The sequence below is a fragment of the Paludisphaera mucosa genome, from assembly GCF_029589435.1.
Taxonomy (GTDB): domain Bacteria; phylum Planctomycetota; class Planctomycetia; order Isosphaerales; family Isosphaeraceae; genus Paludisphaera; species Paludisphaera mucosa.
The window spans coordinates 4,079,836-4,092,321 of record NZ_JARRAG010000002.1; the positions used below are offsets into that span (position 1 = coordinate 4,079,836).

A 12,486-nucleotide genomic window follows, 5' to 3' on the forward strand; every position below is an offset into this window, starting at 1 on the left:
CGCGTCAGGCGTGGCTGGTCGTCACCCTGTCGAAGACCCGGCGGAAGTTGCCGCCGCCGATCTTGCCGACCTCGTCGGGCGTGAAACCCTGGCGAAGCATCTCGGCGACCGGGGCCTTGAAGAATCCGCCGGCCAGGCCGGGCCGGGCGGCGTTGGTGGACCGGCCGGCCCGGGTGGACAGGATGTCGGTGTCGCTGCCGATGCCGACGTGGTCGACGCCGACGACGTCCGCCATCGCCTTGAGGCCGCCGACGTACTCCTCGATCGAGTCGGACAGCTTCGTCCACACGCCGATCACGCCGCCGGCGTCGGCGAAGACGCGGGCGTGGTCCTTGCTGATCAGCCGCGGGGCCATCATCTTCGCCATCCGGGGGTTCTTGCCCGGCCGCGCGTCGAGGCTGGTGTGGGAGACGATCACCGGCTGCGTGGACGCCTTCAGCGCGCCCAGCACCGTCTCGTGGGCGGCGTGGGCCAGGTCGACGACGATGCCCAGCCGGTTGCACTCCTTGACGACGTCGGCGCCGAAGGCGGTCAGGCCGCCCAGGCGGGCGGGCTCGGTGTAGATGTCGCCGAGCGGCGCGACCTTGTCACGCTTGTCGTGCCGCAACTGATGGTGCCGCAGCCCGCGCTTGTAGAGACGTTCGCCCCGACCGCCGCCGTCGGAAATTCGCGCCTCGTAGGATTCGATCGCATGTTTTGCGTCCAGGATGGGGTGGATCGAGGCGTCACGAATTCCTCAGCCGCGGGCGGACCACAGCCGATCCCACAGGCCGAAGACCGTCGGGAAGGTGGCCCGAGCCCGGGCCCGGAACGGGATCGCCTCCGGGACCGGAAGGTTCTCTGGGACCTGGGTGAGGAGCAGCAGTCCGGCCAGGGTCCCCGCCGCCACGGCGAAGAAAACGTGCCCCGCTCGGTGGAAATCGATCGCCGTGAACGGAAGGCCCGTCGGCAACCGATCGTGGATCGCTTCGAGCAACAGGCTCGTCGGCAGGCGGAACGGCGGGGTCAGGTATCCGTAATTGGTGAACGACAGGTACATCATCCCGAATCCGCTGAAGGCCGCCAGGAACATCGCGCGGCGCCCCTGTCGGTTGTAGGGGGCCATCGCGATCGCGAAGAAGGTCCAGAAGGCGAGTTCCGTGAGCCCTTCCGACCCCCTCAGCACGACCGAGTAACGGACCAGCGCCAGCATCACCGCGGCGAGGATCACCCAGGCCATCATCCGCCGCATCGAAAACCGGACGCCGGGAAGTCGCATGGTCTTGCCTCGTCGTCGTGACCGGTCCCGGACCGCGAGCGGCGACCGGTGGACGTCGAGGATAGCCGTAAAGGGCCGACGTGGTCGAGTCGATCCCCTTATCGCGGGCGATCCAGGTCCATGACCGCGCCTCCTCGGCGACGTCGATCTCAGGACCCGGGCCCGTTCGGGAAGGGCGGGTGCCTGGGGCCGAAGGGGCCGCCGCGATTCTCGGCGGCCTTGCGCCGCCATTCTTCGGACTCGCGGCGCATCTGGTCCATCCGGCGGCGGATGTCGTCGGGAGGCGGGTTGGGGTCGGCGGGGGGTCCGAGCGGGGGTGCGCCCGGGACCGGCGGGCCGCCGCTGCGGGAGCCGGCGTCCTTGCTGAAGAGGGCGAAGTACCAGCCGGTGGGGTCGCCGGTGCCGGCCTGATAGACCTGGTTGCACCCGGCTTCGTACTGCGAGGCGTTGTCTACCAGTTGCTTGAGGATCTTGCCGAACTCCGTATCCGCCGGCAGGTTCAGCCGGGCCGAGGCGTCGCGCGCGGCCTGGGCCGAGCGGGCGACCGCCTGCTGGTACGCGGACTGGTGATTCCGGAAGAGCTGCAGGACCTGTTCGCGCGTCGGCGGCGGGGTCGTCTCGGCCGCGGCCTTGATCCGCTCGCCCTCGGCCTCGATTTCGAGCAGGCCGGCCCACGAGTCCCGGCCCGCGTCGGAGTCATTTGCGGGCGGGCGGGCCGCGAGGGGCCGGCTCCGGCTCGTCCATCAGGCCGTAGGGTTCGTCGACCGCCGGCTCCGGCGGCGACGCGGGAGCCGGTCTCAGCCTGGGCCTCGGCGCGGCGGCCGGCGGCTGCGGGCTCCGCGTCACCGTCCCGCAGTCATTGCATCGCCGCCGCCGGCCCGCCAGCGCGAGGTCGACGGCCTGGGGCTTGGCGCAGAACGGGCAGGCGACCCGAATCTCCATCGCAAACCCCTCCCGGAGACGACGCCGAACCGGTCCCGGGCCCCAGGCGCGGACCCTCCGATCTCGACCACGACACAGGCCCGAGAGGTGCCAATAGATCGCGAATGATCGAAAATCCAGGACGACCCGCTCGGCCCCGGGATCCGCGACTCCAAAGGACGACCGTCGCCCCGTCGCGCCGGCGTCCTCAGCCACCGGGAGTGGGAACGTGTCCGGGGAGGTTGGGGACGAGCGACGAGGGCGGTCCGCCCACCCGCGTGCCGGCCTTGGTCGTGGTCGCGAGGCGATACCAGGCCGGGTCCCCCTCGCCGACCGATTCGATCGCCCGGATCAACTCCTCGTTCTTCGCCGCCGAGGTCGACACCTGGTCCATTGCGGCCCGGGCCGCGGGGTCTGCCACCTCCTGGAGCCTGGCGGTCGCGGCCCGGGCCGCCGCGGCCATCCGCCTCAACGACTGCAAGAGCGGCCCTTGCAGGTTGCGGCGCAGCTCGCGGACCTGCCCGCCGGTCGGCAGGGGCGTGGTCTCGGACTGGTCGAGGTTCATCCTGAGGAACGTCGTCGACGTCCGAACGCCGTTGAAATGGCCGGAGAAGGCCATCGTGCCGGGTTCCGGCATCGTTTCCAACGACTGGGCGAGCTGGTCGTTGATGTCGATGATCGAACGAATCAGGCCCTCATACACGAAGGTGGGGGTGGTCGGGCTGCCGCCCCCCTGCCGCGCGAGGGCCGCGTGGTAGCTCGCGACGCCGCTCGGCAGCGCCGCCAGGGTCACGACCATGCACAGGACGTTGAACGCGACGGCGAGCGCCCAGGCGACCTGCCCGCCCCCGCTCTCGCCGGAGAAGGCCCGGCCGTTGCCCCGGACCAGGCTCACCGCCGCCCCCAGCATCGAGACGGCCGCCAGGAGCATCGAAGCCAGGCTGCAGAGGCCGGCGGCCATGAAGACCAGGACCCCCGCGGCCCTGGTCGCCGGCTGGCTCATCAGGCCGACCGCCAACGCCGAGACGACCAGCGTCGCGACCGGAGCCTTGATCGCCAGGTCCCGCAGCGGGAGGTTCCAGGGCTCGCCGCGACGCTTCCCGCCCGCCTTCCCGCCCGTCGGCCGGATCCGCCGGGGGGCCGACGCCTCCTCGTCGGCCGGGGCGCGACGGGGGGGCAGGGGGCCGGCCGACGCGCTCAGGGCCTCGTCCAGCCCGAACGGGTCATGGACCGGCGGTTCGGGGCGCGACGCCCCCACCTTCATCGCGACCGGCCGGGCGGCCTCCGGGAGCCGTATCACGATCCCGCACTGCGGGCATCGCCCTTTCTTACCGGCCATCGCCGCGTCGACGGCGTGGGCCTTGCCGCAGTTGGGGCAGGCGAACTTGAGCTTCATGGCCGAACTCCCCCGTGCTTGCGTCCCGGCGACGGGCCTCGCCCCGCCCAGGAAGAGGAGGGTGCCGAGGGCGGGTCCGGCCGAGAGCAACGGCGTCGATCGTTTGCAGCCCCCATGTCATTGGATGCAATATCCATCCAATGCTCGGTGCATTTCATGATGTTCGAACGATTCGACATGGCGGTGGCGCCGGCTGGGGCGCGGGTCAGTCCCGGCGGCGGTAGAAGACGACGGCGGCCGCCGGGCGGGCGGGAATGTCGACCTCCAGGCCGGTCGCCATGAGGTCGCGGCCGGCGGCCTCGCGAGGCTCCGTCGCGTCGAGCGTAGATAGCGCATACACGGCGTCGGCGTCGAGGCCGTGCAGCTTCAGCCGGATGCGGGCCTCCGGAGCGTCCTGGCGGCGGAAGGCCTGGACCGCGCCCTCGCGGCGCTCGGGGGCGTTGTACTGCCAGGCGATCCAGGCGTCGGTCGCGAGCGAGTAGGGGGTCAGGGCGTAGAAGTCGTCGTAGTAGAACCGGCTCAGCTCGCGCCAGCGGCCGACGAGCGTCCGGAGCGTCTTGTAGTCGATCCCGCGCTCGCGGACGTCGACGCCGCAGCTGATGCTCGGCGTGGCGTTGCTCCAGAAGGCGTAGGGGTCGACGGCCGAGAACCCCGCGCCCATGTACGAGGCGTCGCGGGCCGCCGTGGTGCCCGAGCCGAAGTAGGGGAGCCAGGGCGAGAGCCCGTACGTCATGCCCTGGTCGGCGATCGCCTGGAAGGCGTAATCCGTCCGCCAGAGCGGCACCGCGCGACGCATCGTCTCCAGGTCGTTGCGCCGGCCGCCGCTGGCGCATGAGTCGATCAGCAGGCCGGGGCGGCGGCGGATCAGCTCGTCCCAGTAGGCGAGGTAGCCGACGACGTGGTGGTTCTCGGTCACGCCCCGCCGATCGGGCGCGTCGGCCGCCCGCCAGAAGGGGAGCGGGTCGATGTTGAAGTCCTGGCGATACAGGTCGACTCCCTGCTCGGCGAGCGTGCGGTCGACGTGGTCCGTCAGCCATTCCCGGGCCGCGGGGGAGCCCAGGTTCAGCAGCTTCGAGGCGTCCTCGCCGGGCCGGCCCTTGCGATCGAACGGCGTGAAAGTCGAGGCGTCGGGCGTCGCACCCGGCTTCAGCCAGCCGTAGCTCCACGCCGAGCCGGGGTTGCGATCGACGGCGAACTCCAGCGCCGCGTCGTGAGTCGCGCCCGAGGTCGTCGCGAGGGTCGCCGTCAGGCTCGTCGAGTCGAAGCCGTGGCCGTTGCCGCCGGGGCCGACGACGAAGTCGATCGCATCGCCCCGGGCGACCGTCAGTGACCGGTCGCAGCTCGGCTCGCGGCCCTTCTCGCCGACCCGATCCTCGAAGATCGGCTTGCCGGCGAGCAGGACGTGGACGTCGGTCGTCGCCTTGGGATCGGCGGCGCGGAAGGCCGCGCGGATCGCGACGTCGCCGGCCTCGGGGGCCGTCCAGCGGACGACGCAGAACTCGCCGTCGGGTCCGGGGTGGAACGTCATCCCGCGGGGCGCGACGTGGATCGCGCCCAGTTCCCGGGGCTCGTCCGACAGGTTGGCGATCACCACCGGGTCGACGCCGATCGAGGCCGACGACCACGACCGCAGGCCGGGCGACTCGGCCGTCCCGGGCGCGTGGCGGGGGAGCAGCCATTCGGAGTGGTTCTCGTACAGCCAGGTCCCCGGCGCGACCCGTTCGGGCTCGAACCAGACGATGGTCCTCAGCCCCCTGGCGTGGGCGTGGTCGCTGACCGCCCGCAGGCCGCGCGGGAACCGCTTCGCGTCGACCTCCCAGGTGCCGACCTGGGGCCAGCCCTGCTCCTGGACGTACCAGCCGGCGTCCATCCACCAGGCGTCGAGCTTGATCCCTTCCTCCAGATACCGATCGATGAACATGAGCTGCTTGCCCTCGTCGGCGTGGACCATCTCGCCGTACGCTCGCGAGCTGGACGCGACGAACTGGGGAGGCGGCGGCGCCCCGCTGGGCCGCGTCATCCCGTGCGCCGTCATCCAGCGCCGCCAGACGTTCTGCGACCGCGCCCGGTCCCCGTTCCAGAACTGGAGCGCCATGAGCGGGGTGCGGATCTCCTCGCCGGGGAGGAGCTTGGCGTGCACCCCTTCCTGCCCGGCGCGGATGCGGACGCCGTCGGCCTCGGCGGCGAAGGTCCCCGCCCACTGGGCCGGCCAGCCGACGGCGACGATCAGGCCCGCGTCGCCTTGCTGGAGGTTGAAATACGGCCAGTCGTCCCCCGACGGCCGCCCGGCCGACCCGCCGAAGCGAGAAGAGGTCCCCGGGGCCAGGGGCGTTGCGAACGGCTCGTAGTCGCCGGCCGTGCAGATCGAGCCCCGGGCGTGGTGCAGGACGGCCGCGCCGCCGCCTCCCGTCCAGATCCCGTCGAGGCCCTGCACGTCCTCCAGGATCGGCGTCTCGGCCGCACCTCCGTTGCGGAAGACGACCGTCCACTCGACGGTCGGGAAATCCTTGTAGACGATCGCCGTGCAGCGGACGACCAGGCCGGTCGCCCGGTCGGTGTACGTCGCGACGCGTTCGCTGCGGGTCGGGTCCAGCTCGCGCGATTCGTGGGCCTTCTCCCACGTCTTCAGCAGTCCCGCCGAAGGTCGGCCCGCGTACCGGAACGAGAACGGGGCCGACGCATCCGGGCCGTCGAGATGCTCCGCCACCCACCGCCGCAGCCGCGCCATCTCCTCGGGGGCGGGCGCGACCACCCCGGCCGTCGCCGGTATTCCGACCGCGAGCGCCGCAGCGGCGGCGAAGAGGATCCGGCGAGGACGAACCAGTACCGACGTCAGCATCGGTTGCGCTCCTGATCGGGGGGGGACGCCCCGGACGGGCGATCGTACGCGGGCGGGGCGGTCGGGCGGGGTCGCGGGGCGATCGGCTTCGATCGATCCCCGCGGCGCAGTTGTACTCCTCCCTGCATCGGGCGGCAATGAGTGCGCTCAGGCCCGGAACGCGCGAAGGGCCCTCTCGGCGCGACGGCGGGCGAGGGCGACGCGGAGGAGGGCGATCGGGATGTTGCACTTGAAGGCCACCTTCCACGCCCCCAGCCGCGTCAGTCGATAGTCGTCGCCGTCGAGGACCATGTAGCCGGCCCGCACCTGCACCTTCATCGCCTCGTCGAACAGGGCGTGCGAGTAGGCCACGGGGTCGAAGGGGGCGGCGATCAAAGCCGCGTCGCCGCGGCCGGCCGCTTCCAGGCGAGCCTCGTGGAGCCGGGCCAGGGGCGCTGGGCCGTCGACTTCGAAGACGGCCAGGGACGACCAGCCCGGCCAGCTCGCGAAGGGCCACTGCAGGAAGGAGGTCTCGGACAGGTTCATCGTCGCCAGCCCGCCGCCGCCCGCGTGGCGGGTCATGTGGCCCAGGATCCGGAAGTCGTTGCTGGAGAAGACGACCGACGCGACGGTCCCGGTCCGGGGGTGCGCCGCGAGCGCCGTCAGGGCTTCGTGCTCGCGCGTCACGAGGTGCAAGGCCGTCGTCGGCCCGTAGCCGAGGGCAGCCCAGGCCTGAGACGCCGATCGGACGGCCGAGGCGAATTCCGCGGGGGTTTCCGGGTCGTCGACGTCGACCGATCGGACGTCCAGCGCGGCGGGCTGGCGATACTGGTCGCGAAACCAGACGTACCATGGGTGGTGGGCGATGATCAGCACGATCGCGCTCGCGACGCCGAGGAAGGGCGCGGCGTTCAGGAAGGGTCTCAAACCGGCCGGGGACGCGGCCGAGCCGAGGACGGCCAGGAAGCCGGCGGCGGCCGCGCCCAGCAGCACGAGCGCGACGAAGAATCCGTAGAAGGCCAGCAAGAATCTAGTCGACATCGTCGCCCCCTTCGGCGTCGGTCGCGCTCGGTCGATTCCAGCGGAGGTAGGGCCCGGAGAAGCGGATCTCGCCCGACCACCAGCGACGGAGGAAGGCGACCCGACGCCGCAGCCAGAAGCGGAGCCGCCCGACGCGCCGGGCCTCGTGCTCGTCGAGGATCCAGATCACCTCGTCGTGCCCGCCTTCGCGAGCGAGGCGGTCGGCGCTCTCGCGGTAGGATTCGGCCATGTCGTGATTCGCGAGCATCGAGCGGAGCTGCTCGCGGGCCTCGCCGTCGATTCCCGTCTCGTCGAGGATCGCGTCGGCGTCGAGGGGGGTCGGGTTCTCCTTGAGATAGTCGTAAATGCCGTCGTTGCAGCCGAAGCCGGCGTCCTCGGCGATCTCGCGAGGGCTGCGGTTCAGCATGACGTCGCGGAGCGAGGGGTCGGCTCCGCGCTCCAGCAGGAGCCGTACGACCTCGGGACGGCCGCCCCGCGCCGCCTCCATGAGCGGCGTCTCCTCGCCGTCGATCGTCGCCCTCTGGTCGACCCGCGCCCCGGCGTCGAGGAGCATCCGGGCCTTGGCGACGCGCCCGCGCGACGCCGCCATGTGCAGGGGGGTCCAGCCGTTGAGCCCGGTGCCGTTCACGTCGGCTCCGCCCGCGATCAGCGTCGCCAGGACGGCCGTCGAGGCCTCCGCCTCCGACTCGACGGCCCAGAGCAGGGCGGAGTAGCCGTCGGCCGTGACGACGTCGGGGTTGGCCTCCCGCGCCAGCAGGAACGCGGTCAGGTCGGGGTCGTCGCCCAGGACGGCCATGATCAGGGGGGTATAGCCGAACTCGTCGCGCGATTCCAGGTATCCCGGCTCCTCGACGACCCGCCGCTTGACCTCTTCAGACCGGCCACGCCCTCCCTCCGACGGGGATTCCTCGCTTTCGCCATCCGGCCTGACCACGGCGGCCTCCTTCGACGACGAGAACTGATCCAAGATGCCTATCGGAAGAACAAAGACGCTCAATTCTTGGGCTGCCAGGCGGAACGCCAGGGCCTATTGAGCGGCTATCTTCTTAACTTATCCCGCCATCTTGCCAGGACAGGCGTCGGCATGGCCTTTGCTCGACCCGGATCCGTGCCCGAGGCGGTGATCGTGGAGTCTGCTCCCGTTCTCACGCTGCCGCAAGACTCGTTCGAGTCCACGAACGCCTTTTCGACCTACATTTTCTCCATGGGATCGAGCCGACTCGCGGACGGCGCGACGAAGCGACCGCAGGCCCGGCGCGTCCCGAATGGGGTTGAGATCCGGGGGGGCGCCCGCTAAAGATGCAGTGGCGGCTCTGATCCTTTTGCACCGGGTGGTACACCAAGAATGAGCGAATGCAACGTCGCCGACGGAAGCCGGGACAAGCCCGAGTACGACGCGATCCTGATCGTCGGTTTCGGGGGACCGGAGAAGCCCGATGACGTGATGCCCTTCCTCGAGAATGTGACCCGCGGGCGGAACATCCCCCGCGAGCGGCTGGAGGAAGTGGCCGAGCATTACCACCACTTCGGCGGGGTGAGCCCGATCAACGCCCAGGTCCGGGCCCTGATCGACGGCCTCGGCCCCGAGCTGCGCCGGCACGGCGTGACGGTCCCCGTCTACTGGGGCAACCGCAACTGGACGCCGATGCTGACCGACACCCTGCGCGAGATGGCCGACGCCGGCGTGAAGAAGGCGCTGGCGGTCGTGCTGGCGGCGTACAGCTCGTATTCGAGCTGCCGGCAGTATCGCGAGGACATCGGCCGGGCGCGTGAGGAGGTCGGGCCGTCGGCCCCGCAGGTCGACAAGGTCCGGGTCTTCTACAACCACCCCGAGTTCGTCGCCGCCAACGCCGACCGCGTCCGCGAGGCGCTCGCCAAGGTCCCGGCCGAGGAGCGCGGGCGGGTGCCGATCGTCTTCACCGCCCACAGCATCCCGGCCTCGATGGCCGCGACCTCTTCGTACGAGGAGCAGCTCCGCGAGACCTGCCGGCTGGTGGCGGCCGAGCTGAAGATCGACGAGGACCGCTGGACGCTCGTCTACCAGAGCCGCAGCGGCCGGCCCAGCGACCCCTGGCTCGGGCCCGACATCCTCGAACATTTGCAGGCCCTCCGCGACGAGGGGGGCGAGGAGGTCGTCGTCCACCCCATCGGCTTCCTCTCCGACCACATGGAGGTCCTCTACGACCTCGACGAGGAGGCGCGGATCCTCTGCGAGCGGATCGGCCTGAACCTGGTGCGGTCGCGGACGGTCGGCACCCACCGCGGGTTCGTCCGCATGATCCGCGAGCTGGTCTGCGAGCGGCTCCACTGCGCGACCTCCGACGAGAGGCGGTCGATCGGCCAGTTCGGCCCCAGCCACGACGCCTGCCCGCCCGACTGCTGCCTCCCCCCGGCGCGGCCGCCGGCGGCCTTCGCCCCGGCCCCGGCGCGAGCCTGAGCCGGCCTCCCGGGCCGGCCCCGGGCGCGGGCTGATCTAGCCAGTGCCGCGTCCCGTCACCTATCATGAGAAATCCATCCCGCGACGGAGACGCCCTCCGGCCGCGGGATGGATCGGTTATCCGTTTTCCGACGACCCGCGCGGCCTGACGCGCCGCGCGGGGAGCGAGCCGGGCCGGGGAGAGCACGTTGATGTCGTCGCGTCGGATCTTGCTGGTCGAAGACAGTTCCACGATGCGCCGCATGCTGGGCACGCTGCTGAAGGAGGAGGGCTACGAGGTCCGCACCGCCAACGACGGGGCCGAGGGCCTGGTCCAGGCCAAGGCGGACCCGCGCCCGGACCTGATCCTCACCGACTACGAGATGCCCGAGCTGGACGGCCCCGGGTTCTGCCAGGGGATCAAGGCCGACGTCGACCTGCGCTCGATCCCGGTCCTCATGCTCACGACCCTGGGCGAGACCCGCAACAAGATCGCCGGCCTGGAATCGGGGGCCGACGACTACATCCAGAAGCCCCGCAGCCCCGACGACATCCAGGAGATGTTCGCGCGGATCCGCGCCCACCTGCGGGTCGCCGACCTCCGCTCCGAGCTGGCCGAGCGCAACCGCCTGCTGGAGACCGCCCACAAGAAGCTCACGTTCGAGCTCGACCTGGCGCGGAAGGTCCAGTTCGCGATGATGCCCCGGCCCCCCAAGCCCCGCGGCCTGCTGCAGGTGGCCGTGCGCTACACGCCGGCCAACCAGCTCGGCGGCGACGTCTACGACTTCTACCGGCTGGACAACAACCGCCTGGGGATCCTCGTCGCCGACGTGTCGGGCCACGGCGTCAACGCGGCGATGCTCTCGGGCATGGTCAAGACCCTGGCGGCGGGCCTGTCGATCGCCGTGCTTGAGCCCGGCGAGCTGCTGGCGGGCCTCGACGTCTCGGGCGAGCAGTACTTCCCCGAAGGCTACTTCTGCACCGGGTTCTACCTGATCGCCGACGAGGAGACCGGCCTGGTCCGCTACGCGGGCGTCGGCCACCCGCCGGCGATCATCATCGGCCCCAACGGGCCCCGGATGCTGGCCTCGAACCCCGGCATGCTCGGCATCGGCATGGTCGACGGCACCGCCGGCGACGCCGACCGCCTGGAGCCGGGCGAGTCCCTCATCCTCTACACCGACGGCCTCCCCGACGCCATGGACCCCGCCGACGTCGTCTTCGGCGAGGACCGGCTCAAGACCCTGCTGCAGGGCCATTACGGCAGCGACCCGACCGAGATCCTCAACCAGGTCGACGGCGCCGTTAAGGCCCACACCGCCCCCGGAAGGCCGGCGGACGACATCAACATCATCGTCATCCAGCACCCCGCGAAGAAGTGAGGGGGAGGGCTCGTCCCGAAATCCCGCGGGTCTCCCGAAGGGATTCTCAGGTCGCCTCCCCAACGATCCGAAGAGGTGATAGACTGCAAGGCGCAGCGTCGCGGCCGGTGGTTTCTTGTGCGCATCCGGCGCGTGCTCGACGTGCGACGTCCTTTCCGATATACTGATGCAGCAGCAGAGAGCGCGGCCAAACGGCCGCGATCCCGCCGTGAATCCAGGCGAATCGAAGACGGTGGCGCTCGACGGCCCGGTGACGATCTACGAGGTCGCCGGCCTGCGCGAGGCGTTCCGCGAGGCCCTGGCCGAGGGCGTGGACCTTCGCGTCGAGCTCGACGAGTCGACCAAGTGGGACCTGGCGGGGCTGCAGTTGTTGATCTCGTGCGTGCAGACGGCTCGGGCCGACGGCCGGAGCCTGACGCTCGCGAAGGTGCCCCGGGCGTGCGTCGAGGCGGCCGAGCGGTCGGGGCTCTCGCGGTGGCTCGATTCGACATCGGAAAAGGACTGACGTCGGCGGCGGCCCGCGCGGCCCCGCCGGAGGGACTCGAAGACGACGTCGCTCCCCGACGTCGGCGGCGGACGCCGAAGTCGGGGCGGACCAGCCTAGAGGCGGCGATCATGAACTGGGCCTCCCCCCAGACGCTCCCCGCGCCCGCGGCCGGCAATGCGCGTCTGAACATCCCGCACCACCTGGCGGGCGCCGGCATCAAGACCATGACCAAGACCGTCCTCCACGCCGACGACAGCGGTTCGGTCCGTCGCTGGGTGTCCGACCAGCTCGGCGGGATGGGCCTCAAGGTCGTCTCCGTCGCCGACGGCGACGCCGCGCTGCAATATCTCAAGGACTCGACCTGCGACCTGCTGCTGACCGACCTCGAGATGCCCAACCTCGACGGCCTGGCCCTGCTGGCGGCCGTCCGCGAGCTGCCGACGCATCGCTTCCTCCCCGTGCTGGTCCTCTCCAGCAAGCAGCCCGGCGAGTTCGACCCCGGGCGTCGCCAGGGCGTGACCGGCTGGCTGGTCAAGCCGGTCGACGGCGAGCACCTGCGGCGGTGGGTCCGCCGCGTCCTGCCGGAGTAGCCGCCTGGGCGGGGTCGTCCGGTTGGGCCGGCCCCCTTTCCGGGCCCCCGGCCGTCGCCCCGCGAGACCGTCGTGTAGACTCGAAGTCGACGGAACGACGCCCTCCCGGCCCCCGGACCCGCGAACGGATCGGATTGGCCGGACATCCGGGAGGCGGATCGGGGACCGCGCGCCTAC

The 12,486-nt window shown here is 71.2% G+C and carries 11 protein-coding genes; 4 read left to right on the plus strand and 7 right to left on the minus strand.

Annotation, left to right across the window (positions count from 1 at the left end):
- Positions 1-4: 4 nt before the first annotated feature.
- The 7 genes from PZE19_RS25525 to PZE19_RS25555 form a co-directional block, all read right to left on the minus strand.
- The gene (locus PZE19_RS25525) at positions 5-733 is read right to left on the minus strand and encodes a dipeptidase (RefSeq protein ID WP_368411382.1); all 729 of its coding nucleotides are present in this window, start codon (positions 731-733) and stop codon (positions 5-7) included.
- Between the two features lie 3 nt (positions 734-736).
- Entirely contained in the window at positions 737-1,258 is a 522-nt protein-coding gene (locus PZE19_RS25530) for a hypothetical protein (RefSeq protein WP_277863428.1), read from the minus strand.
- Between the two features lie 696 nt (positions 1,259-1,954).
- The gene (locus tag PZE19_RS25535) at positions 1,955-2,200 is read right to left on the minus strand and encodes a hypothetical protein (RefSeq protein WP_277863429.1); all 246 of its coding nucleotides are present in this window, start codon (positions 2,198-2,200) and stop codon (positions 1,955-1,957) included.
- A gap of 187 nt (positions 2,201-2,387) precedes the next feature.
- Positions 2,388-3,575, minus strand: a complete 1,188-nt coding sequence (locus tag PZE19_RS25540; protein WP_277863430.1) for a zinc ribbon domain-containing protein — start codon at positions 3,573-3,575, stop codon at positions 2,388-2,390.
- Between the two features lie 205 nt (positions 3,576-3,780).
- Positions 3,781-6,414: an alpha-galactosidase gene (locus tag PZE19_RS25545; protein ID WP_277863431.1), complete on the minus strand. Its 2,634-nt coding sequence runs from the start codon at positions 6,412-6,414 to the stop codon at positions 3,781-3,783.
- A 147-nt stretch (positions 6,415-6,561) separates the two neighbouring features.
- The gene (locus tag PZE19_RS25550; protein ID WP_277863432.1) at positions 6,562-7,434 is read right to left on the minus strand and encodes a hypothetical protein; all 873 of its coding nucleotides are present in this window, start codon (positions 7,432-7,434) and stop codon (positions 6,562-6,564) included.
- On the minus strand, positions 7,424-8,368 hold the full coding sequence (locus PZE19_RS25555) for an ankyrin repeat domain-containing protein (protein ID WP_277863433.1): 945 nt from the start codon (positions 8,366-8,368) through the stop codon (positions 7,424-7,426). The genes PZE19_RS25550 and PZE19_RS25555 overlap by 11 nt, the downstream gene beginning before the upstream one ends.
- Positions 8,369-8,779: 411 nt before the next feature.
- On the opposite strand from PZE19_RS25555, the gene PZE19_RS25560 reads away from it, so the two are divergent.
- The 4 genes from PZE19_RS25560 (at position 8,780) to PZE19_RS25575 (ending at position 12,309) form a co-directional block, all read left to right on the plus strand.
- Complete coding sequence (locus PZE19_RS25560; protein ID WP_277863434.1) at positions 8,780-9,871, plus strand: ferrochelatase; 1,092 nt, start codon at positions 8,780-8,782, stop codon at positions 9,869-9,871.
- Between the two features lie 191 nt (positions 9,872-10,062).
- Positions 10,063-11,232: a PP2C family protein-serine/threonine phosphatase gene (locus tag PZE19_RS25565; protein ID WP_277863435.1), complete on the plus strand. Its 1,170-nt coding sequence runs from the start codon at positions 10,063-10,065 to the stop codon at positions 11,230-11,232.
- A 208-nt stretch (positions 11,233-11,440) separates the two neighbouring features.
- Positions 11,441-11,737 (plus strand): STAS domain-containing protein, encoded by a 297-nt coding sequence (locus tag PZE19_RS25570; RefSeq protein ID WP_277863436.1) that lies wholly within the window; start codon positions 11,441-11,443, stop codon positions 11,735-11,737.
- A 110-nt stretch (positions 11,738-11,847) separates the two neighbouring features.
- Positions 11,848-12,309 (plus strand): response regulator, encoded by a 462-nt coding sequence (locus PZE19_RS25575; RefSeq protein WP_277863437.1) that lies wholly within the window; start codon positions 11,848-11,850, stop codon positions 12,307-12,309.
- Positions 12,310-12,486 lie beyond the last annotated feature (177 nt).